27 protein-coding genes are annotated in these 22,835 nt (G+C 30.7%); 23 read left to right on the top strand and 4 right to left on the bottom strand.

What is annotated here, in order from left to right:
• Nucleotides 1–16 precede the first annotated feature (16 nt).
• The 19 genes from lpxD (at nt 17) to hisIE (ending at nt 17,719) form a co-directional block, all read left to right on the top strand.
• The gene (gene lpxD, locus IEW41_RS07780; protein WP_188605778.1) at nt 17–1,045 is read left to right on the top strand and encodes a UDP-3-O-(3-hydroxymyristoyl)glucosamine N-acyltransferase; all 1,029 of its coding nucleotides are present in this window, start codon (nt 17–19) and stop codon (nt 1,043–1,045) included.
• Nucleotides 1,032–2,438, top strand: coding sequence for a bifunctional UDP-3-O-[3-hydroxymyristoyl] N-acetylglucosamine deacetylase/3-hydroxyacyl-ACP dehydratase (locus IEW41_RS07775; RefSeq protein WP_188605777.1), 1,407 nt, complete (start codon nt 1,032–1,034; stop codon nt 2,436–2,438). Before lpxD ends, IEW41_RS07775 begins: the two co-directional genes overlap by 14 nt.
• Before the next feature lie 92 nt (nt 2,439–2,530).
• Entirely contained in the window at nt 2,531–3,316 is a 786-nt protein-coding gene (gene lpxA / locus IEW41_RS07770; protein WP_188605776.1) for an acyl-ACP--UDP-N-acetylglucosamine O-acyltransferase, read from the top strand.
• A 23-nt stretch (nt 3,317–3,339) separates the two neighbouring features.
• Nucleotides 3,340–3,906 (top strand): elongation factor P, encoded by a 567-nt coding sequence (efp, locus tag IEW41_RS07765; protein ID WP_188605775.1) that lies wholly within the window; start codon nt 3,340–3,342, stop codon nt 3,904–3,906.
• A gap of 6 nt (nt 3,907–3,912) precedes the next feature.
• Nucleotides 3,913–4,857, top strand: a complete 945-nt coding sequence (locus IEW41_RS07760; RefSeq protein ID WP_188605774.1) for a UDP-3-O-(3-hydroxymyristoyl)glucosamine N-acyltransferase — start codon at nt 3,913–3,915, stop codon at nt 4,855–4,857.
• The gene (locus IEW41_RS07755; RefSeq protein WP_188605773.1) at nt 4,847–5,242 is read left to right on the top strand and encodes a nuclear transport factor 2 family protein; all 396 of its coding nucleotides are present in this window, start codon (nt 4,847–4,849) and stop codon (nt 5,240–5,242) included. The genes IEW41_RS07760 and IEW41_RS07755 overlap by 11 nt, the downstream gene beginning before the upstream one ends.
• A 78-nt stretch (nt 5,243–5,320) precedes the next feature.
• Nucleotides 5,321–6,193 (top strand): succinate--CoA ligase subunit alpha, encoded by an 873-nt coding sequence (sucD, locus tag IEW41_RS07750; protein WP_188605772.1) that lies wholly within the window; start codon nt 5,321–5,323, stop codon nt 6,191–6,193.
• 122 nt (nt 6,194–6,315) lie between these two features.
• Nucleotides 6,316–7,062 carry a 3-oxoacyl-[acyl-carrier-protein] reductase gene (fabG, locus tag IEW41_RS07745; protein WP_188605771.1) on the top strand — a complete coding sequence of 249 codons (747 nt, stop codon included), beginning with the start codon at nt 6,316–6,318 and terminating at the stop codon, nt 7,060–7,062.
• Between the two features lie 3 nt (nt 7,063–7,065).
• Nucleotides 7,066–9,102, top strand: coding sequence for a VWA domain-containing protein (locus tag IEW41_RS07740; protein WP_188605770.1), 2,037 nt, complete (start codon nt 7,066–7,068; stop codon nt 9,100–9,102).
• A 14-nt stretch (nt 9,103–9,116) separates the two neighbouring features.
• Nucleotides 9,117–9,932, top strand: a complete 816-nt coding sequence (locus IEW41_RS07735; RefSeq protein ID WP_188605769.1) for a prohibitin family protein — start codon at nt 9,117–9,119, stop codon at nt 9,930–9,932.
• A 7-nt stretch (nt 9,933–9,939) separates the two neighbouring features.
• On the top strand, nt 9,940–10,482 hold the full coding sequence (locus IEW41_RS07730; protein WP_188605768.1) for a hypothetical protein: 543 nt from the start codon (nt 9,940–9,942) through the stop codon (nt 10,480–10,482).
• Between the two features lie 257 nt (nt 10,483–10,739).
• Entirely contained in the window at nt 10,740–11,597 is an 858-nt protein-coding gene (gene hisG, locus IEW41_RS07725) for an ATP phosphoribosyltransferase (RefSeq protein ID WP_188605767.1), read from the top strand.
• A 1-nt stretch (nt 11,598) separates the two neighbouring features.
• Nucleotides 11,599–12,882, top strand: a complete 1,284-nt coding sequence (gene hisD, locus IEW41_RS07720) for a histidinol dehydrogenase (protein ID WP_188605766.1) — start codon at nt 11,599–11,601, stop codon at nt 12,880–12,882.
• Nucleotides 12,882–13,919 carry a histidinol-phosphate transaminase gene (gene hisC / locus IEW41_RS07715; RefSeq protein WP_188605765.1) on the top strand — a complete coding sequence of 346 codons (1,038 nt, stop codon included), beginning with the start codon at nt 12,882–12,884 and terminating at the stop codon, nt 13,917–13,919. The genes hisD and hisC overlap by 1 nt, the downstream gene beginning before the upstream one ends.
• A complete protein-coding gene (gene hisB / locus IEW41_RS07710; RefSeq protein ID WP_188605764.1) occupies nt 13,916–15,049 on the top strand; it encodes a bifunctional histidinol-phosphatase/imidazoleglycerol-phosphate dehydratase HisB in 1,134 nt (377 codons plus the stop codon). Before hisC ends, hisB begins: the two co-directional genes overlap by 4 nt.
• A complete protein-coding gene (gene hisH, locus IEW41_RS07705; protein WP_188605763.1) occupies nt 15,049–15,630 on the top strand; it encodes an imidazole glycerol phosphate synthase subunit HisH in 582 nt (193 codons plus the stop codon). Before hisB ends, hisH begins: the two co-directional genes overlap by 1 nt.
• A gap of 1 nt (nt 15,631) precedes the next feature.
• On the top strand, nt 15,632–16,363 hold the full coding sequence (gene hisA / locus IEW41_RS07700; protein ID WP_188605762.1) for a 1-(5-phosphoribosyl)-5-[(5-phosphoribosylamino)methylideneamino]imidazole-4-carboxamide isomerase: 732 nt from the start codon (nt 15,632–15,634) through the stop codon (nt 16,361–16,363).
• A 1-nt stretch (nt 16,364) separates the two neighbouring features.
• The gene (hisF, locus tag IEW41_RS07695; RefSeq protein ID WP_188605761.1) at nt 16,365–17,120 is read left to right on the top strand and encodes an imidazole glycerol phosphate synthase subunit HisF; all 756 of its coding nucleotides are present in this window, start codon (nt 16,365–16,367) and stop codon (nt 17,118–17,120) included.
• Nucleotides 17,120–17,719 (top strand): bifunctional phosphoribosyl-AMP cyclohydrolase/phosphoribosyl-ATP diphosphatase HisIE, encoded by a 600-nt coding sequence (gene hisIE, locus IEW41_RS07690; protein WP_188605760.1) that lies wholly within the window; start codon nt 17,120–17,122, stop codon nt 17,717–17,719. Before hisF ends, hisIE begins: the two co-directional genes overlap by 1 nt.
• Before the next feature lie 62 nt (nt 17,720–17,781).
• On the opposite strand, the gene IEW41_RS07685 is transcribed toward hisIE, so the two are convergent.
• Together IEW41_RS07685 and IEW41_RS07680 are read right to left on the bottom strand one after the other, a co-directional pair.
• A complete protein-coding gene (locus IEW41_RS07685; protein ID WP_188605759.1) occupies nt 17,782–18,201 on the bottom strand; it encodes a hypothetical protein in 420 nt (139 codons plus the stop codon).
• Between the two features lie 100 nt (nt 18,202–18,301).
• A complete protein-coding gene (locus IEW41_RS07680; protein WP_188605758.1) occupies nt 18,302–18,526 on the bottom strand; it encodes a hypothetical protein in 225 nt (74 codons plus the stop codon).
• A 206-nt stretch (nt 18,527–18,732) separates the two neighbouring features.
• Here IEW41_RS07680 and corA point away from each other — a divergent pair, with 206 nt between their 5' ends.
• Both corA and IEW41_RS07670 read left to right on the top strand, forming a co-directional pair.
• On the top strand, nt 18,733–19,800 hold the full coding sequence (corA, locus tag IEW41_RS07675) for a magnesium/cobalt transporter CorA (protein WP_188605757.1): 1,068 nt from the start codon (nt 18,733–18,735) through the stop codon (nt 19,798–19,800).
• 36 nt (nt 19,801–19,836) lie between these two features.
• Nucleotides 19,837–20,517 (top strand): DUF2461 domain-containing protein, encoded by a 681-nt coding sequence (locus tag IEW41_RS07670; RefSeq protein WP_188605756.1) that lies wholly within the window; start codon nt 19,837–19,839, stop codon nt 20,515–20,517.
• On the opposite strand, the gene IEW41_RS07665 is transcribed toward IEW41_RS07670, so the two are convergent.
• Nucleotides 20,510–20,956 carry a transcription elongation factor gene (locus tag IEW41_RS07665; protein ID WP_188605755.1) on the bottom strand — a complete coding sequence of 149 codons (447 nt, stop codon included), beginning with the start codon at nt 20,954–20,956 and terminating at the stop codon, nt 20,510–20,512. The genes IEW41_RS07670 and IEW41_RS07665 overlap by 8 nt on opposite strands.
• Nucleotides 20,953–21,366: a glyoxalase gene (locus IEW41_RS07660; protein WP_188605754.1), complete on the bottom strand. Its 414-nt coding sequence runs from the start codon at nt 21,364–21,366 to the stop codon at nt 20,953–20,955. Before IEW41_RS07660 ends, IEW41_RS07665 begins: the two co-directional genes overlap by 4 nt.
• A gap of 182 nt (nt 21,367–21,548) precedes the next feature.
• On the opposite strand from IEW41_RS07660, the gene IEW41_RS07655 reads away from it, so the two are divergent.
• Together IEW41_RS07655 and IEW41_RS07650 are read left to right on the top strand one after the other, a co-directional pair.
• Nucleotides 21,549–22,448 (top strand): DUF72 domain-containing protein, encoded by a 900-nt coding sequence (locus IEW41_RS07655; protein WP_188605753.1) that lies wholly within the window; start codon nt 21,549–21,551, stop codon nt 22,446–22,448.
• Complete coding sequence (locus tag IEW41_RS07650) at nt 22,449–22,835, top strand: acyl-CoA thioesterase (protein ID WP_188605752.1); 387 nt, start codon at nt 22,449–22,451, stop codon at nt 22,833–22,835. It abuts the gene before it with no gap.

The following is a 22,835-nucleotide window of genomic DNA, read 5'->3' as shown; positions in this document are numbered from 1 at the left end:
TCTATTTTTGCTCTTAATGAAATTTACAGCAACACAAATAGCAGGAATTTTAGAAGGCGACATTGTTGGTAATCCAGATGTTGAAGTTTCTAATCTTTCTAAAATTGAAGAGGGAACAGAAGGTTCTTTAACCTTTTTGGCTAACCCTAAGTATAAGCCGTTTATATATTCAACTAAGGCATCAATAACAATAGTTAATAAAAATTTTGAGCCTGAAAATAATATATCTACAACTCTTATTAAGGTTGAAGACGCTTATAAAGCTTTTTCTAAATTGTTAGAATATTACAACCAAATAAAGCTAAACAAATCAGGAATTGAGCAACCTTCATTTATAGCTAAATCGTCAAAACATGGCGATAATATATATATTGGAGCATTTACATATATTGGAGAGAATGTAAGCATTGGTGAGAATGTTAAAATTTTTCCTAATTGTTATATTGGTGACAATGTAGCAATTGATGATAATACTATACTTTTTGCAGGTGCAAAAGTATATTCAGACTGTATTATAGGTAAAAATTGTGTGGTGAATTCGGGAGCTATTATTGGTGCAGACGGATTTGGTTTTGTTCCAGATGAAAAAGGAGAGTATAGCAAAGTTCCACAAATAGGAAACGTTATTCTTGAAGATTTTGTTGATATTGGTGCAGCAACAACAATTGATAGAGCCACATTAGGCTCAACAATTATTAGAAGAGGAGTAAAGCTAGATAACCAAATACAAATAGCACACAATGTTGAGATTGGTAAAAATACAGTTATAGCAGCTCAAACAGGTGTAGCAGGTTCAACTAAAATTGGTGAAAATTGCCAAATTGGAGGACAAGTAGGTATTGTTGGGCATATTACAATTGGTAATAATGTAAAAATACAAGCACAATCAGGAATAGGTAGAAATATTAAAGACGACGAAGTATTGCAAGGCTCTCCAGCGTTTGGTTATGGAGATTTCAACAAGTCTTATGTGTACTTTAAAAATCTGCCTAAAATCATGAAAGAAATTAATGAAATTGATAAAAAAGTAAATGGGAATAGTTAAGACAGATACTAAACAAAAGACTATATTAAATAAAGTCTCATTAAAAGGTGTTGGATTGCATACTGGTAAAGATGTAACACTTACGTTTTGCCCAGCATCTGAAAACACTGGTTTTGCTTTTAAAAGAATTGATTTAGAAGGAAGCCCAACTATAGAAGCAGATGCTAACTATGTTACCAACACTCAACGAGGCACTTGCCTTGAAAAAAACGGTGTAGTTATACAAACCTCTGAGCATGTTTTGGCTGCTTTAGTAGGAATGGATATAGATAACGCAATTATCGAACTAGATGCTTCAGAGCCTCCAATTATGGATGGTTCATCAAAGTTTTTTGTTGAAGCGTTAGAAAAAGCAGGAGTTGTAGAACAAGATGATTTTAGAGAAGAATATGTGGTAACAGATGTTGTTTCATATGCTGATGAAGATTCTGGTAGTGAAGTTATTGTTATGCCTGCAAAAGAGTATCAAATTACTACAATGGTAGATTTTGGTACTAAAGTATTAGGAACTCAAAACGCAACGTTAAACCATTTATTAGATTTTAAAGAAGATATATCTAATGCCAGAACATTTAGTTTTTTGCATGAAATAGAAATGCTTTTAGAAAATGGATTGATAAAAGGAGGCGATTTAAATAATGCTATAGTTTATGTAGATAAGGAATTGTCTCCAAACACTATGGAAAAACTTAAAGTTGCCTTTAAAAAAGATGCCATTGCAGTTAAACCTAATGGTATTTTAGATAATCTTACTTTGCATCATCCAAACGAAGCTGCACGACATAAATTATTAGATGTAGTTGGTGATTTAGCATTAATAGGAATTCGTATTAGAGGTAAAATTATTGCTAATAAACCAGGACATTTTATTAATACTCAATTTGCAAAAAAAATGTCTAAGTTGATTAAAAATGAAAGACGTAATAATGTTCCAAATGTTGATTTGAATCAAGAACCATTAATGGATGTGAATCAAATTATGGATATGCTGCCACACAGACAGCCATTTTTGCTATTAGATAAGGTTTTTGAATTAACTGAGACTGGAGTAATAGGAATGAAAAATGTCACAATGAACGAACCGTTTTTTGCTGGCCATTTCCCTGGAGCACCTGTAATGCCTGGAGTTTTAATTGTTGAAGCTATGGCACAAACAGGAGGTATTTTAGTACTAAGTACAGTTCCAGATCCAGAAAACTATTTAACATTCTTCATGAAAATTGATAATGTAAAGTTCAAACAAAAAGTAGTTCCTGGCGATACATTAATATTTAAATGTGATTTAATCACGCCAATTCGTCGTGGTATTTGTCATATGCAAGGCTATGCTTATGCTAATGGTAAACTATGCGCAGAAGCTGAATTAATGGCACAAATCTCAAAAGTAAAATAATATGAATCGAGCTAAATCAATTTTTTTATCAATAAGAATGAATTGCATAGCGAGAACATTTTTACTTCATTATCAATATTAAAATTATAAAAATGAATCAACCTTTAGCATACGTCCATCCTGGAGCTAAAATTGCAAAAAATGTAGTAATAGAACCATTCACAACAATTTATAACAATGTAACCATTGGTGAAGGTACCTGGATAGGAAGTAACGTTACTATTATGGAAGGAGCACGTATTGGAAAAAATTGTAATATTTTTCCTGGCTCAGTAATTTCGGCAGTTCCTCAAGATTTAAAATATAAAGATGAAGACACACTAACAGTTATTGGAGACAATGTAACTATTAGAGAATGTGTTACTATTAATAGAGGAACAACAGACAGAATGAAAACCGTAATTGGCGACAATTGTTTAATTATGGCTTATTGCCATGTTGCTCACGATTGTATTGTTGGCAATAATTGTATATTCTCAAATAATAGTACACTTGCTGGACATATTACTGTTGGTGATTATGTTGTATTGGCTGGTATGACAGCTGTTCATCAGTTTTGTTCAATAGGAAACCATGCCTTTGTAACTGGAGGTTCTTTAGTACGTAAAGACGTTCCACCTTTTGTTAAAGCAGCACGTGAGCCTTTGTCATATGTAGGAATTAATTCTGTTGGATTACGTAGAAGAGGCTTTACTACTGAAAAAATTAGAGAGGTTCAAGATATTTATAGAATTCTATATCAGAAAAATTATAATAACACTCAAGCATCAGAAATTATAGAAGCAGAAATGGAAGCAACTCCAGAGCGCGACGAAATACTTCAGTTTATCAAAAATTCACACAGAGGTATTATGAAAGGATACTTCAAATCAAATTAATATAAAAAAACGACTAAGTAATAATGGCAAGTACATCAGATATTAGAAACGGATTATGTATAAGATACAATAACGATATTTATAAAATTATAGAGTTTCTTCATGTAAAACCAGGTAAAGGACCTGCTTTTGTAAGAACAAAAATGAAAAGTGTAACAAATGGAAAGGTATTAGACAATACATTTTCTGCAGGTCATAAAATTGAGGATGTAAGAGTTGAAACTCATAAGTTCCAATTTTTATATAACGATGGTGAGTATTACCATTTTATGAATAATGAAGATTACACTCAAATACGCTTACTTGAAGCTGCTTTAGATAGGCCAGATTTAATGAAAGAAGGCGAAGTTGTTACTATTCAAATTAATACTGAAGACAATATGCCACTTTCGGTTGAAATGCCTGCTACAGTAATTTTAGAGGTAACAGCAACAGAACCTGGAATTAAAGGAAATACAGCAACAAATGCTACAAAACCAGCAACTGTAGAAACAGGAGCAGAGGTTAATGTTCCGTTGTTTATAAATGAAGGAGATAAAATAAAAATAGAAACAGAAAAAGGAACATATAAAGAACGTGTTAAAGAGTAATTACAATTGAAATTTCCTAAACCACATACCTTAAAACAAATAGCAGAAATCATCAATACCAAGTATATTGGATCAGATGATTTTCCTGTGCTTGGCATGAATGAAATTCATGTTGTTGAATCAGGAGACATTGTTTTTGTTGATCATCCAAAATATTACGACAAGGCTTTAAATTCTGCAGCTACAGTAGTGTTAATTAATAAAGAAGTAGAATGCCCTAAAGGAAAAGCATTATTAATAAGCGATGACCCTTTTAGAGACTTTAATAAACTCACATTACATTTTAAACCATTTCAATCATCAAATTCATCAATATCAGCATCAGCTAAAGTTGGTAAAAACACAGTTATTCAGCCAAATTGCTTTATAGGTAATAATGTTGTTATTGGTGATAATTGTATAATTCATTCTAATGTTAGTATTTATGACGATACTATAATTGGTAATAATGTTACAATACATGCAGGAACAATTCTTGGCGCTAGCGCTTTTTATTACAAAAAAAGGCCAGAAGGATATGACCAATTAATTTCTGGAGGTAGAGTTGTTATAAAAAATAATGTTGATATAGGTGCTTTATGTACTATTGATAAAGGAGTTACTGGAGATACTACAATTGGTGAAGGGTCAAAATTAGATAACCAAATTCAAATAGGTCACGATACTGTACTTGGAAAAAAATGCTTAATTGCTTCGCAAACTGGTATTGCTGGCTGTGTGGTAATAGAAGACGAAGTAACTATTTGGGGACAAGTTGGTAGCACAAGTGGAATAACTATTGGAGAAAAAGCCGTAATTTTAGCACAATCTGGAATTAGTAAATCTCTTGAAGGACACAAAACGTATTTTGGTTATCCTGCTGAAGAATCAAGAGTTAAACTTAAAGAATTAGCAACAATAAGAAGGCTTCCACAAATATTAGAAAATTTAAAAAACCAAAATGACTCCTAAAGAATTAGTAAAAAGTTTCTATGATTCTGATTTAGCAAATAGCTCAGACGCGATAGATAGATGCTTTCACAAAGATTGTATATTAAATTGGCATAGTAGCAAGGGTTTTAACGCATTAAATTTTAATGGGTTAAAAAGTGTCTTCGAAGAAATTAGTAAGGCATACCAAACAGTAAGATTTGATATAAGTCATCTTTTACAAGACGATAATTCGGTTACTATTAGATATACATCTTATGCTACAACATTTGAAAATCCAGATGAAGAAATAGCTTTGGCACATTTCATTTCTATTTGGGAAGTTAAAGATGGTAAAATAATAAAAGGACACCAATTAAGCCAATTAGCAGATACATCAATATCGAGCTTAAAATCATTTTCATAAATAAAAGTAAAAATCACTTTATTAATAGGTGTCAAAAACTTACTTTTGTCACGTTTTAAAAATAAAATCAAATCATAAATGAGCGTTTTAGTAAACAAAAATTCAAAAATAATAGTTCAAGGATTTACAGGAAGTGAAGGAACATTCCATGCTACTCAAATGATAGAGTATGGAACAAATGTTGTGGGTGGAGTAACTCCAGGTAAAGGTGGTCAAAAACACCTAGACAAACCAGTCTTTAATACTGTAAAGGAAGCTGTTGACGAAGTAGGTGCAGATACAACAATTATTTTTGTACCACCAGCTTTTGCTGCAGATGCAATTATGGAAGCTGCAGATGCTGGTATAAAAGTGATAATTACAATTACAGAAGGAATTCCTGTAGCAGACATGATTAAAGCTGCAGATTATATAAAAGGAAGAGATTGTCGCTTAATTGGTCCTAATTGCCCAGGAGTTATAACTCCAGGAGAAGCTAAGGTTGGTATTATGCCAGGATTTGTATTTAAAAAAGGTAGAGTAGGTATTGTTTCTAAATCAGGAACATTAACTTATGAAGCTGCTGATCAAGTTGTAAAACAAGGATTAGGAATTACAACAGCAATTGGTATAGGTGGAGATCCAATTATTGGAACTACAACTAAAGAGGCTGTTGAGTTATTAATAAATGATCCAGAAACAGAATGTGTTGTAATGATAGGTGAAATTGGAGGTCAATTAGAAGCAGATGCAGCTAATTGGTATAAAGCTAGCGGAAGCAAGAAACCAATTGTTGGCTTTATAGCTGGAGAAACTGCACCTGCTGGACGTACAATGGGACATGCTGGAGCAATTGTTGGTGGAAGTGATGATACAGCTCAAGCCAAAAAGAAGATTATGAGAGCATGTGGAATTCATGTTGTTGATTCTCCTGCTGAAATCGGAAAGAAAGTAAAAGAAGTTTTAGGGTAAAACCAAAACATCAAAATAGTATTAAAACCTCATAAATTCATCTTAATTTTATGAGGTTTTTTTGTTTCATGCAACTTGTAATTGCTATATTTGGTCAACAACTAATCATATTATTATCACTCATGAAATTATTAGAAGGAAAAACCGCAATTATAACAGGAGCAAGTAGAGGAATTGGTAAAGGAATTGCTCAAGTGTTTGCACAACAAGGTGCTAATGTAGCATTTACCTACAGTTCTTCAGTAGAATCTGCTAATGCATTAGAAAATGAATTAAATGCTTTAGGAGTAAAAGCTAAAGGATATCAAAGCAATGCAGCAGACTTTAATGAAGCACAGCAACTAGCTGATGACGTTGCAGCTGAGTTTGGAAGTATTGATATTTTAGTAAATAACGCAGGAATAACAAAAGATAATTTGTTAATGCGTATTACTGAAGAAGACTTCGATAAAGTTATTGAGGTTAATCTTAAATCGGTTTTTAATATGACTAAAGCTGTACAGCGCACAATGCTTAAACAGCGAAAAGGCTCAATTATAAATATGAGTTCTGTGGTTGGTGTAAAAGGAAACGCAGGACAAACTAATTACGCAGCATCTAAAGCAGGTATTATTGGTTTTTCTAAATCGGTTGCTTTAGAGCTAGGTTCTAGAAATATAAGAAGTAATGTGGTCGCTCCTGGTTTTATAGAAACTGAAATGACTGCAAAGTTAGATGAAGCTACTGTAAAAGGATGGAGAGACGCAATTCCATTAAAAAGAGGAGGTACTCCTGAAGATATTGCAAACGTTTGTGTGTTTTTAGCAAGCGACATGAGTGCTTATGTTACAGGTCAAACGCTTAACGTTGATGGAGGAATGTTAACTTAATAGATGTCTTCAGAAACACTAATATATATTATCATTGCTGGAATTATAGCGCTATTATTAGCGCTTTTTCAGTATTGGTATAAATCTAAAATAAAGTCTAAGCTAAACGTTTTACTCTCATTTTTAAGGTTTGTTTCGGTGTTTTCAATATTGTTGTTACTTATCAATCCAAAGTTTGATAAAACCACTTATTATAACGAAAAACCAAGCTTAATAGTTGCAGTCGATAACTCTGAATCTGTTTCTTATTTAAAACAAGACGAAAAAACTAGGCAATTATTAGCTAACTTAAAGTCTGATGTAAACTTAAATAATAAGTTTAATCTTGATATTTATACATTTGGTAAAAAGGTAGAGTCATCAGATTCGTTAGCATTTAAAGAGAAGCAATCAAATCCTGATATGTTGTTTGAGAGGTTGTCTCAGGTTTATAAAAACACAAATTCTCCAACAATTTTTATTACAGATGGAAATCAGACTTATGGCAATGATTATGAGTTTGTTACAAATAAATTTAAACAGTCGGTTTTTCCAATAATTTTAGGAGATACAATTCAATATATTGATGTAAAAATCCAGCAATTGAATGTTAACAAATATGCTTACTTAAAAAATCAATTTCCAGTTGAAATTATTGCTACCTATAGTGGTAATAACTCGGTAAACACACAATTAAAAGTTACTTCAGGCAACAATGCTACTGTTTTTTCTCAAAACTTAAATTTTAGTAAACAAAACACTTCGCAAATTATAAGTTTTACATTACCAGCTAATAGAGTAGGAGTTAGTAGTTACAAAGCAGAAATAGTTCCTATAGAAAATGAAAAGAATATTGTTAATAATGCTAAAAATTTCGCAGTAGAAGTTATTGATCAAAAAACAAATGTTGCCATAATTTCTGATATTACTCATCCAGATTTAGGTGCATTAAAAAAATCTATTGAGAGTAATGAGCAGCGACAAGCTTCTATTTTAAAGCCTAATGAATATTTATTAAAATCAAATGATTTTCAATTAGTTATATTATATCAACCAAATAATAGCTTTAGCTTAGTGTTTGATGAAATTGAGAAACTAAAACTTAATAAATTTACTGTTTTAGGAACAAAAACCAATTGGTCTTCCCTAAATAGTTTTCAATCCTATTACAATCAAAAAATTACAAATCAAACAGAAGAATTCCAACCAACTTTAAATTCAAATTACTCAACTTTTATTGTTGATAATATCGATTTTAGTGAATTTCCTCCTTTGCAATCTGAATTTGGAGAAACAGTTTTTAAAGTTCCAATTGAGACTATTTTATATAAAACCATTAATGGAACACAACTAAAGGAGTCATTACTGGCAACCTTTGAGGATAATACTAAACGAGAGGCTGTTTTACTAGGTGAAGGAATATGGAGATGGAGAGCCCAAAGCTACCTTAATGACAAGTCTTTTAATAATTTTGATGATTTTATTGGTAAGCTCGTACAGTACTTAGGATCAAATCAAAGAAAAAGTCGTTTAAACATTGCTTATGAATCTTTTTATAATGGTAACGATGATATTAAAGTATCAGCACAATATTTTAACAAAAACTATGAGTTTGATGTTACTGCTAACATAAATATAACTCTTAATAATAAAGATAATAACTCATCTAAAACGTTTCCATTTGTATTAAAAAACTCAAGTTATGAAGTTGATTTAAGCGGATTAGAAGCTGGTGATTATAGTTTTACAGTTGCTGTGACTAATGAAAACATATCAAAATCTGGTGAGTTAAAAATATTAGACTACAATGTTGAGCAACAATTTTTAAATGCCAATGTAACAAAACTACAAAAATTGGCTACTAATAGTTCAGGAACATCGTATTTTATTGATGATACCAATGCATTGATAAATGATTTAATAAACGATTCACGATTTGTAACTATTCAAAAGAGCAGTAAAAATGTTGTACCTTTAATCGATTGGAAATTTTTACTTGCCATTATTGCATTTAGCTTATCTGCTGAATGGTTTATTAGAAAATATAACGGATTAATTTAAAAAAAATAAAAATTATGGAAAGATTACCCAAAGTTGCATTACCAGCAATTATTGCTGCTATTGTATTAATTATTTTACTTGCAAAATCTGCAGTAACCATTGGCTCTGGTGAAGCAGGAGTACTTTATAAAACCTTTGATAATGGGGTAGTGACAGATCAACCGCCTTTAGGAGAAGGTTTTCATGTAATAGCACCTTGGAATGAAGTTATTGTTTATGAAGTTCGTCAGCAAGAATTATTTGAAAAAATGAAAGTTTTATCTTCAAACGGATTAGAAATACAAATTGACGCCTCAGCTTGGTATGAACCAGTATATAACAATTTAGGTAAATTACATCAAACTTTAGGTGAAAACTATTTGCAACGCGTTATTCAGCCAGCAATACGTAGCGCAGCACGTAGTGTAGTTGGTCGTTATACGCCAGAACAATTATACTCAAGCAAACGCGATGCAATACAGGATGAGATTTTTGAAGAAACTAAAAAAATTCTATCTAAACAGCATGTTCAGTTAAATGAAGTATTGGTAAGAGATGTTACTTTACCTAATACAATAAAAGATGCTATTGAACGAAAATTAAAACAAGAGCAAGAGTCTTTAGAGTACGAGTTTAGATTAGTTACTGCTGCAAAAGAAGCTGAAAAAGTAATTATTGAAGCAGAAGGTAAGGCAGAGTCAAATAGAATACTTAGTGCTTCATTAACAGATAAAATATTGCAAGATAAAGGTATAGATGCCACTATGAGACTTGCTGAATCTCCAAATAGCAAAATAATTGTTATTGGCTCTGGAGATAGTGGATTGCCAATTATTTTAGGCAATCAATAAAGGTTACATGAGGACTATTTTAGTTTTATTATTAAGTAGTTTAAATCTTATTGCTCAAGATAATGACAAAATTCATTACCTAGATTTTGTAGAATCTTATTATAGCAAAGAAACTGAGACTCCAATACTAATATATGATGCTATAAATGGAAAAGTTGTTGACTCATTATATAATGTGCCTAGTAAATATTCATGGTATAAAATTGCCATTATTGAGAGTGAGTATGGCTGGTTTAAAATTAAAAATATTCAAAGATTACCAGATTCATACAAAAACTATAATTATGAAAACTATTGGGTTAAGACATCAAATTTTTTAATTTCAGTTGATATTTTTGGAGAAAATCATATAGTTTATCTCTATGATGAACCAACAAAAAAATCTAACAGAATTCATAAAATAGACAACTTTCAGCAAGTTAATGTGATAGAAACTAAGGATTTATGGTCAATGGTCAGTTTTATGGTTGGTAAGAAAAAAGTAACTGGTTGGTTAAGTTTTAAAGACCAATGTGCTTACCCTTGGACGACTTGTCCTAAGTATGATTAGTAATAAATTTAACTTAAATAATAAAAAGAATTAGGAATTGTAAATTATTATTAGCAATCTTTGTTCAAACAAAAAAAATGAACTTTATTCAATTACATCATCATCATTTTCATATTTGCTCTCAAGCGAACTGAAAATGTATTGAATAAAACCAAGATATTTTTTAAACCCGTTTGAGTAAATCAAACGGGTTTTTTATTTCTGTTAATTCAGAAATCTTCCCAAAAAGGTTTACTCAAGCATATTTAAACAAAAAAATGAGTAAACTAAAAATTGCAGTACAAAAATCTGGTCGTCTACACGACGACTCAATGAAAATCCTTAACGATGTTGGAATTTCAATCGATAATGGAAAAGATCAACTTAAGGCTTCAGCTAAAAATTTCCCTATTGAAGTATTTTATCTTCGAAATAGCGATATACCTCAATATCTTAGAGATGGTGTTGTAGATGCAGCTATTATAGGCGAAAATATCTTAATTGAGAAAGGGAGTGAAATTACTATTGTTGAAAAATTAGGATTCTCTACATGTAAAGTATCTGTTGCAGTTCCTAAATCTTCTAAATATAAATCTGTCCAAGATTTACAAGGAAAACGAATAGCCACCTCATATCCAAACACAGTCAATCAATTTCTTGAACAGAATAACATTACTGCTAATTTGCATATTATTAATGGTTCAGTTGAGATAGCACCAAACATTGGTCTAGCAGACGCAATTGTTGATATTGTATCTAGTGGAAGCACATTGTTTAAAAACAATTTAAAAGAAGTAGAGGTGCTTTTAAAGTCTGAAGCAGTATTAGCAGTATCTCCATTAATTTCTTCAGAAAATCAAATCATATTAGACAAGCTTAAGTTTCGTTTCCAATCGGTTTTAAAAGGAAGACAATCAAAATATGTGCTTTTAAATGCTCCAAATGATAAAATACAAGATATTGTAAATGTTCTTCCAGGAATGAAAAGCCCAACTATTTTGCCTTTAGCAGAAGAAGGATGGAGTTCGTTACATTCAGTTATAAATAAAAATGATTTTTGGGAAATAATAGATGAATTAAAACTAAAAGGAGCTCAAGGTATACTTGTTTGCCCAATTGAAAATATGGTATTATAATATGAAGACTTTAGAAAACCCAAATAGAACAGATTGGTCAGAAATACTCAAGCGACCAACACAAACCGTTGAAAATATTGAAACCACTGTCAATCAAATTTTTGATGATGTAAAAAGAAATGGAGATATCGCTATTTCAAAATACACTGAGCTTTTTGATGGCATAAGTTTAGCTTCAAACATAGTTACAGAAGAAGAAACATCAGAAGCAGTAAATTCAGTATCTAAAGAATTAAAAACAGCCATACAAGTAGCTAAATCTAACATTGAGACCTTTCATAAAGCACAACAAACTCAAAAAGTTGAAGTTGAGACAATGCAAGGTGTACTTTGTTGGCAAGAAAAAAGACCAATTAATAAAATTGGTTTATACATTCCTGGTGGTACAGCGCCTTTGTTTTCTACAGTTTTAATGCTTGCTGTTCCTGCTCAAATTGCAGGCTGTAAAGAAATAATATTGTGCTCGCCACCAAACAAAAATGGAAAAATAGCAAGCGAAATTTTATATGCAGCTCAGTTATGCGGAGTTACAAAAATCATCAAAGTTGGAGGTATTCAGGCTATTGCAGGATTGACTTTTGGCACACAAACAATTCCTCAAGTATATAAAATTTTTGGACCAGGAAATCAGTTTGTTACTGTTGCAAAACAATTAGCTACAAAGTTTGGAGTTGCAATAGATATGCCTGCTGGACCAAGTGAACTATTAGTTGTAGCCGATGAGTCTGCAAATCCAGCTTATGTGGCTTCTGATTTGCTGAGTCAAGCTGAGCATGGGTCTGATAGTCAGGTGATATTGATATCGACTTCAAGGAAATTAATAAATGAAGTAAAGTCAGAAATTGATAAACAAATTAAGGTTTTACCACGCAAAGGAATAGCTGAAAAAGCAATTGAGAACTCTAAATTAATTTACGTTGAAACAAACCAAATCGCTTTAGAGTTAATTAATGAATATGCTCCTGAACATTTTATAATCTGTTGTGAAGATGAAGCATTTTTTGTAAATGGAATTATTAATGCTGGCTCTGTTTTTATTGGTAATTATACACCAGAAAGTGCAGGCGATTATGCTTCTGGAACTAATCATACATTACCTACAAATGGGTTTAGCAAAGCTTATTCAGGTGTAAACTTAGACAGTTTTACTAAAAGCATTACGTTTCAAAAAATAACAAAAGCTGGTTTAATTAATATTGGTGAAACCATAGAACTTATGGCTGAAGCAGAAGGGTTGCAAGCTCACAAAAATGCAGTGACAATTAGACTAAAAGATATAAAGTAATGGATATACAAAATCTAATAAGAGACAATATAAAAGATTTAAAGCCATACTCTTCAGCTAGAGATGAATTTAAAGACTTTAATGAGAGCAAGGTGTTTTTAGATGCTAATGAGAATCCATTTGAGAATGGTGTAAATCGTTATCCAGATCCACAGCAATTAAAAGTAAAAGAGAAACTTTCAAAAATTAAAAACATTAAAATTGATAACATCTTTTTAGGAAATGGCAGCGATGAAATTCTTGATTTAATAATTAGAGTATTTTGTGAACCAAATCAAGATAATATTGTAACACTACCACCAACTTATGGTATGTATGAAGTGCTTGCAAATATTAATGCAGTAAAAGTTATAAAAGTAAACTTGTCAGATTCATTTCAGCCGCAAGTAGAACAAATTTTAAAAGCATCAAATGAAGATAGTAAAATTTTATTTTTATGCTCACCAAACAATCCAACAGGGAATAGTTTTAGTGAAAATGAAGTTGAAAAATTACTTAAAAGCTTCAGAGGCATAGTTGTTATTGATGAAGCATATATAGATTTTTCTAAACAAGAAAGCTGGTTAAATAAACTCAATGATTTTCCTAATTTAATTGTCACTCAAACACTGTCAAAAGCATACGGAATGGCTGGAATAAGACTTGGAGCTTGTTATGCTTCAGAAGAAATTATCTCCATATTAAACCGAATAAAACCTCCATATAATGTTAACGAACTAACGCAATTAAAAGCTATAGAACGTTTATCAAAACCTAAAGAGGTTTCAAAAGAAATTCAACAGATTTTACTGCAACGTGAATGGCTAATTTCAGAGTTAGATAACATTTCATTTATAAATAAAATATATCCATCTGATGCAAATTTTATTCTGATGAAAGTTGATGAGGCCAATAAACGCTATTCACAACTTATAGAAAAGGGAATCGTAATTCGTAATAGAACAAATCAGCCTTTGTGTAAAAATTGTTTAAGACTTACGGTTGGTAATGACATAGAAAACAAAAAACTAATTAATGCATTTAAATCCATAAAATGAAGAGAGTATTATTTATAGATAGAGACGGAACACTAATAATTGAACCAGAAGACAAGCAAATTGATGCTTTTGAAAAGCTATTATTTTATCCTAAAGTGTTTCAGTATTTAGGCAAAATTGCTAAAGAATTAGATTTCGAAATTGTTATGATTACAAATCAGGATGGACTAGGAACAAATAGTTTTCCTGAAGACACCTTTTGGCCAGTTCATAATTTTATTATAGAATCATTTAAGAATGAAGGAATTGAATTTAAACATCAGTTTATTGATCCATCTTTGCCTGAAGATAATGCGCCAACTCGCAAACCAAACACAGGTTTATTAACACGGTATTTTTCTGAAGATTATGATTTAACAAACTCTTTTGTTATTGGAGACAGGTTTACAGATGTTGAATTAGCAAAAAACCTTAAAGCCAAAGGTATTTTTATAAATAACAATACCAATCTTGGAACAAATGAAATTAGTGTAAAACGTGAAGAGCTTGATAAATATATAGCATTAGAAAGTAATGATTGGGAAGTCATTTATAAATTTCTAAAAGTTGAAGCTAGAACAGGTTTTATTGAAAGAAATACTAATGAAACTAAAATTAAAATACATCTAAATCTTGATGGAACAGGACAAAGCAATATAGATACTGGAATTGCTTTTTTTGATCATATGTTAGATCAAATAGCTCGTCATGGACAATTAGATTTGGATATTAAAGTAATTGGCGATTTGGAAGTTGATGAGCATCACACAATCGAAGATACAGCTATTGCTTTAGGAGAAGTTTTTGCATCTACTTTAGGAAACAAATTAGGTATTGAACGTTATGGGTTTTGCTTGCCTATGGATGATTGTTTTGCTCAAGTAGCAATAGATTTTGGAGGCAGAAATTGGTTAGTCTGGGAAGCAGATTTTAAGCGTGAAATGATAGGCAAAATGCCAACAGAAATGTTTTTTCATTTTTTTAAATCATTTACAGATGGAGCAAAGTGTAATTTAAATATAAAAGCAGAAGGCGTAAACGAACACCATAAAATAGAAGCCATCTTTAAAGCCTTTGCGAAAGCAATTAAAATGGCAGTAAAACGCGATGTAGAAAAAATGATTTTACCATCTACAAAAGGAATGTTATAATGAAATTAGTAATAATAGATTATGGTGCAGGAAATATTAAAAGTATTCAGTTTGCTTTTAAACGTTTAGGTGTGGAAGCAAAATTGTCTAACATTCCTGAAGAAATTTTGGCTGCAGATAAAATAATTTTTCCTGGAGTTGGTGAAGCAAGTAATGCAATGCAAAAACTAAAAGAAAGTGGATTAGATGTGCTCATACCAAAGCTAAAACAGCCTGTTTTAGGCATTTGTTTAGGTATGCAATTGCTATGCAATCATACTGAAGAAGGAGATACAAAAGGCTTAGGTGTTTTTAATACAAATATCAAGCGTTTTTCAAATAAAGTAAAAGTTCCTCAAATAGGATGGAATACAATAACAAATTTAAAATCAATGCTTTTTAACGGCATATCTGATGGCGAATATATGTATCTTGTACATAGTTACTATGCTGAGATATGCAAAGAAACAATTTCAGTAACCAACTACAATTATAATTATAGCTCTGCTTTACAAAAAGATAATTTTTATGGTGTACAATTTCACCCAGAAAAGAGTAGTATTGTAGGAGAACAAGTATTAAAGAATTTTTTAGAATTATAATATGAGAATTATACCAGCAATAGACATTATTGAAGGCAAATGTGTTAGGCTCACAAAAGGCGACTATAGCACAAAAAAAATATATAACGAAAATCCATTAGAGGTAGCAAAGCAATTTGAATCAGCAGGTATTGAGTATTTGCATCTGGTGGACTTAGATGGAGCTAAAGCACAACGAATAATAAATTATAAAGTGTTAGAGCAGATAGCGTCAAAAACCAGCTTAAAAATTGATTTTGGTGGTGGACTAAGAGCAAATGAAGATTTGCATATTGCATTTAACTCAGGAGCAAAACAAATTACAGGAGGAAGTATAGCTGTTAATGATACTAAAACTTTTGAAGGATGGATTGAAAAGTATGGTGGAACAAAAATTATACTTGGTGCAGATTGCTTAGATGAAAAAATCGCAATTAGTGGTTGGCAAAAGAAAAGTCATTTAAATGTTATTCCTTTTATAAAAGAGTATCAAAAAAAGCACGTTCAATATGTAATCTGTACAGATATCTCTAAAGATGGAATGTTAGAAGGGCCTTCAATTGAATTATATAAGAAAATAATAAATGAGTGTTCTAATAGTGATGGACAATCTATAAAGCTAATAGCATCTGGTGGTGTAACTTCAATTAATGATCTTAACCAGTTAGAAGATCTCGGTTGTGAAGCAGTAATTATAGGTAAAGCTTTATATGAAGGTGAAATTAGTTTAAGAGACTTAGAAACACATTTTTAAAATGTTAACAAAACGAATAATTCCCTGCTTAGACATAAAAAATGGTCGTACTGTTAAAGGTATAAATTTTGTTGGATTAAGAGATGCAGGAGATCCAGTTGAACTAGCAAAAAAATATGCAGATGAAGGTGCTGATGAACTTGTGTTTTTGGATATTTCAGCCACACTTGAAGGAAGAAACACAACTTTAGAAATGGTTTTAAAAGTTGCAGAGCAAGTTAATATACCATTTACAGTTGGAGGTGGTATTTCTTCAATTGATGATGTAGATAGGCTTTTAAAATTTGGTGCAGACAAAATATCTATAAATTCTTCTGCAATAAAACGACCAGAATTAATTAATGAGTTGTCAAACAAATTTGGGAGTCAATGTATTGTAGTAGCAATTGATGCAAAACAGATTGAAGAAAATTGGAGAGTGCATTTGGCTGGTGGAAGTGTTGCAACAGATTTAGATTTATTTGATTGGGCAAAAGAAGCTGAACAGCGTGGAGCAGGAGAAATCTTATTTACATCGATGAATAATGATGGCACTAAAGAAGGCTTTGCTAACGATGCTTTAGCTAAATTATCTGAAGAATTAAATATTCAAATAATAGCTTCAGGAGGCGCAGGATCTATACAGCATTTTGTAGATGCATTTAATATAGGTAAGTCTGATGCTGCTTTAGCTGCTAGTGTATTTCATTTCAAAGAAATAGCTATTCAAGATTTAAAAAAAGAATTGAAAAATAATAATATTGAAGTACGATTATAATGACTATAAATTTTAATAAAAATAATGATGGATTAGTTCCTGCAGTAATACAAGATGCAATTACAAAAAATGTCTTGATGTTAGGTTATATGAATGAAGAAGCATTTAATAAAACAAAAGAAAGTAAAAAAGTAACTTTCTATAGCAGAACAAAACAACGGTTATGGACAAAAGGCGAGGAGAGTGGTCACTATCTTAATCTTGTTGATATTAAATTAGATTGTGATAATGATGCTTTGCTTATTCAAGTTAATCCAATTGGTGCAACGTGTCATAAAGGAAGCGATACTTGTTGGAATGAGTCAAATAATGAAAACTTTGGATTTGTTTCAAAACTGGAAACCATCATTGCAGACAGAAAGGCTAATTTTAATCCAGAAGACTCGTATGTGTCATCACTATTTTCTAAAGGCATTAATAAAATAGCTCAAAAAGTAGGAGAGGAAGCTGTAGAAGTTGTTATAGAAGCTAAAGATGATAATGACGATTTATTTATTAACGAAAGTGCAGATTTGCTGTTTCATTATTTGATATTGCTTCAAGCAAAAGGGTTTACATTAAAAGATGTGGTAAAGACACTTAAAGAAAGGCATAAATAGTTATTAAAAAAGGCATTAGATTTACTAATGCCTTTTTAAAATAAAATTTGGTTGGTTATAAATTATGCTATCCAATGTTTTGAAACTGAATTTTTGGAAAACCATATTAAGAACAAGCAAACTACTATAACCATAACTGGCATTACGTAGCTTTGAACTTCTACATTCATAAATATATATACATGTTGTGCAAAAGCTGCAATAGCAGAAACAATAAACAAAGTATAAGCCCATTTTTTTCTCATTAATAGAGAAACACATGCTAAGAAACCGCAAAAAACTGCCAAAGCAAAAGCTGCTGTAACCCAAGCTGGATACTCAATTAAAAATTCTGCTTGTTGCTCTGGTTCTAGTTGAGCAATCATTTCGTCAGTAGCAAAAGCTCTTGTCAAATAGGCGATTACACCCATTGCATTCCAAAGAAGTGCAAGTACACTTACAATCCAAAACCAAACAGGTGGTTTAGTCAAAGAATTTTTCATAAATATTAGTTTTAGTTGGTTAAAATTTTAAAACAATTTATGAAATAATTTGATAATTAAATAAAAAACAATCGATTTAGCAGTTTTTTAAAGACAAAATTTAGTCTTCAACAACGTGAAGAACAGGCTCTTTTTCAACCCATTTACCATCTTTAGACTCTCCAAAAATAATTACATCTTTAGATTGCTCATATTCTTTTATAGTTCTAAGCATTTGAGCCTTAGTGTCTCTGTGAATTTTTATTCCAGTATTTTTTCCTTTATTTCTTATCTCGATATAAAATCCATCTCTGAATTTTATAGGTCTTGTAGGTGGTCTTCCCATGTATTCTTCTGTAAAAATTTAATTTGCATATTAATGAAAAAATTTTCAAAAAGCAAACCTTATATGTATAAAACGAAAATATCACATTTATCATTTATAAATTAAAGTTATTTATAATAAATACTTATTCTTTAATTGATACACCCTATGATAAAAAGTTTTTATACTTTTAAAGTTCTACAGAGTAGGGAATATAAATTAAATTCATGAAACTTAAAAAGAGAAAAAAAGTATATAAGGTTAGGAATCTTCCTCCAGGAACTATGTCATATAGAGGAACTAAACAATCTGATGACACTCATGTTGAAATAATTAATTTTGATAAAGATTCATATAAAAAAATTGAATCAAAGCGTGTTGAAGATGCTTTTAATCTTAAAGGGAATGGTAATATAACTTGGGTTAATGTAAACGGTCTCAACGATGTAAAAGAAATTGAAAAACTAGGTTTGCACTACAATCTTCACCCTTTAACTCTTGAAGATATTGTAAACACAAATCATAGACCTAAGTTAGATGAGTATGATAATTACATTTTTATTGTACTTAAAATGATTTTCTTTAAAGAAGAAGATGATCTTAAATATGAGCAAATAAGTTTAATTGTTGGAGAAGATTTTGTTTTAACTTTTCAAGAAGCTGATGGAGATGTTTTTAATGAGTTACGAGAGAGAATATCTACTCCTAAAGGAAGAATTAGAGGAGCAGGTTCAGATTATTTAATGTATAGTATTTTAGATGCTATTGTAGATAATTATATTACTGTTATAGAGGCATTTGGAGATAAAATTGAAGATTTAGAAGATGATGTTTTTGTTAGTAGCTCAGATAACGAAATGATTAATAGCATTCAGCTTTTAAAACGAGAAGTTTTAAAAATTAGACGTTCTGCCTCTCCATTGCGTGAAGTTATAAGTAAATTAAACAAAACTGAAAGCACATTTGTTGAAGAAAAAACACATGATTATTTAAGAGATTTATACGATCATATTATTAATGTTAATGAAAATATTGAAATTTATAGAGAGATGATTTGGAGTTTAATGGATATGTATATGTCTATTATTAGCAATAAAATGAATGAAGTCATGAAAGTGCTTACAATTATTGCAACAATATTTATACCTCTAACCTTTATTGCAGGTATTTACGGAATGAATTTCACTAATATGCCAGAATTGCAAGCTAAAAACGGATATTTTATTCTTTTAGGTGTTATGGTAGTGCTATTTATATTAATGCTATTTTATTTCAGAAGAAAAAAATGGTTGTAGTTTTAAACAACTCATCTAAATTTTAAAAACTAGTACATGAAAACTAATATAATATCTCAAGATGTTTTAGATTTTTTTAAGAAGCTTGAAAAAAATAATGACAGAGATTGGTTTAATGAGCATAAAAAAGAGTTTAAAAGCATTGAATCTGGAGCTAAAAAAGTTTATCAATCTTTGTTTGAAGCGTTAAAAGCACATGATGAAGTTGATAAGGTAAAAATGTTTAGAATTTACAGAGATGTGCGATTTTCTAAAGATAAATCACCTTATAAAACGCACTTTGGAGGCTCTTATCATAGAAAAAAGCCACAGCTAAGAGGTGGTTATTACTTACATATACAACCAAACAATCAATCGTTTATTGCAACTGGATTTTGGGAGCCTTCAAAAGAAGACTTATTTCGTATTCGTAAAGAATTTGAAATGGATGACAAACCAATTCGTAAAATCATCAGTCAAAAAGACTTCAAATCTACTTGGGGAGATTTTGTTGGTGACGAACTAAAAACTGCTCCAAAAGGATTTGACAAAGAACATCCAGCAATTGATTTAATTCGTAAAAAGCAATATATATTCACCAAAGAATATACAGACAAACAAGTTGTTGCAGATAATTTTTTAGATGATGTAAATACGTCATTTAAAGTTATAAGACCATATTTTGATTATATGAGCGAAGTGCTTACAACAAACCTCAATGGGGAATCTCTTATATAACTTCTGTTATTGTAAAAGTATTACCATTAAACTCAATAGTGTCTCCTTTACCTTTTCCAAGTAATAACATACCAATAGGTGAGAGGTGAGAAATAGCAAAAAAACTACTGTCTTCCAAATCTATTTTTCCAGCACTTATAGATATAAAAAAGTTATTGCTAGTTGTTTTTACAACACTTCCAGCTATAACTTTCTCAGAAACAGTATTAGCATTAATGTTTTTTAGTCCATCAAGCATTTTATTTGCTTCGCTTAAGTGTTGAGAATTTTTTTCTAAATCATTAAATAATTTTCCATTACCAGAATCATCATCTTCATCGCCACCTTTGTCGTTGCTTTCAATAGATTCTTTAATAGTTTCAATCTCTGCTTTATAGTTAGCTATGCGTTTGTTTGCATAGTTATAACAAGCTTGTAGTAGTTCATTTTTTATCTTCATATAGCTTTAGCCATTTTAGGCTCAAATACTTGTATATGACTAATAAAACGCTCTTTTACAATATTCATAATACGTTTATTTAATGCAGAAGAATTTTTAATATAAATGCTATATTCTTCTAACGTAAATTGACCAATAATCATCCCTTTAACAGAGTTACGGAACTTCATATCTTTATGTATTGCGTTTTCTATATAGTCTAATTGTTTCTGCAAAGATAATTCATAAAATACATTTTTATGCTTTACAATATAATTTTTAAAAACTTCAATTAGCAAATCGTGCTGTAGCTTAATTACAGGTCTAATAGTTGTGTTTTGAAACCGTTCATCATCACTCATAGTTTCAAAAACTATTGCATCATGAATTTCTGGACGAATGTTAAGCAAATCAGTAGTTCTGTTAGGCATGTCGTTTAGTTTTATTTAAAAATAAAAAGAATGTAGGGTTTGTAAGAATTTGTATATAATTGTTGTTAACCGGTTTATTAACAATATTGATTTAGCACATTAAATTATAGGTGTTTAATATCAAAATAGCTTAATATTTGTAGAGTTTATGACTTATATTTGAGTAAATATTTAATGAAAAGATGAAATTTGGAAGTGTCGATAATCCTGAAAACATTGATTTTACTTTACCAATCGATCATATAGATACATTACGTGTGCTAAATAAGGTTAAAGATGATAATTTACCTGAAATATATGTTGGTTGTGCTAAATGGAATAAAGCCGATTTAAAGGGTTTTTATCCTAAAGGGACTAAAGATGAATTAGAATATTATTCACGTCAGTTTAATTCTATTGAGCTTAATGCAACTTTTTACAGAATTTTTCCAGCCGATACTTTTTCTGGTTGGTATGATAAAACACCAAAAAACTTTAAATTCTTTCCTAAATTAAACCAAGAAATCAGCCATTGGAAACGATTAAATGAAGTAAGCGCTATTGTTGAAGATTATTTAAATAATGCATCAAATCTTCAAGAAAAGCTTGGTACAATTTTCTTGCAAATGCACAATAATTTTGCTCCAAAAGATTTTAATAGAGTTGTTGAGTTTGTTGAGCGTTGGCCAAAAGAGTTTCCTTTGGCTATTGAGTTTAGACATACAGATTGGTATAATAATGAAACAGTGTCTAATCAATTATACGATTTGTTAGAGACAAACAATGTATCTAATGTATTAGTTGATACTGCTGGAAGAAGAGATTTATTGCATATGCGATTAACAAATGCTACAGCCTTTGTGCGTTATGTTGGTGCAAATCATCCAAGCGATTATACACGTTTAGATGATTGGGTTAAACGCTTAAAAGAATGGCAGGAGCAAGGAGTAAAGGAAATAGATTTTTTTATACATCAAAATATAGAAAAAGAATCACCTTTATTATCGTCATATTTTATTAAGAAACTAAATAAAGAATTAGGTTGTCAATTAGAAATTCCAAACGAAGACAATAATGACAACTCACAACAAAAATTATTATAAATGAGATTTCACACACGCAAATGGGTAAAACCTGAAGATTTAAACCCTAACGGAACATTATTTGGAGGTAGATTATTAGCCTGGATTGACGAAGAAGCTGCACTGTATACAGTTATACAACTAGAAAACTCTAAAATTGTTACCAAGTATGTTTCAGAAATAAACTTTATGAGTTCTGCCAAACAAGGCGACATTATTGAAATAGGTATTGATGTTGTTAATTTCGGGAAGTCTTCAATAACACTAAAGTGTGTTGCTCGTAACACCATGACAAGAGAAACCATACTAACAGTCGATAATATTATTATGGTAAACCTTGATGAAAATGGTAAGCCAAAACCACATGGCAAAACTCAAATAGAATTTGTTAGAGATAGACTTAAATAA

It is taken from the genome of Aquaticitalea lipolytica (genome assembly GCF_014641635.1).
GTDB lineage: Bacteria > Bacteroidota > Bacteroidia > Flavobacteriales > Flavobacteriaceae > Aquaticitalea > Aquaticitalea lipolytica.
This window is presented reverse-complemented; position numbering and strand designations above follow the sequence as displayed.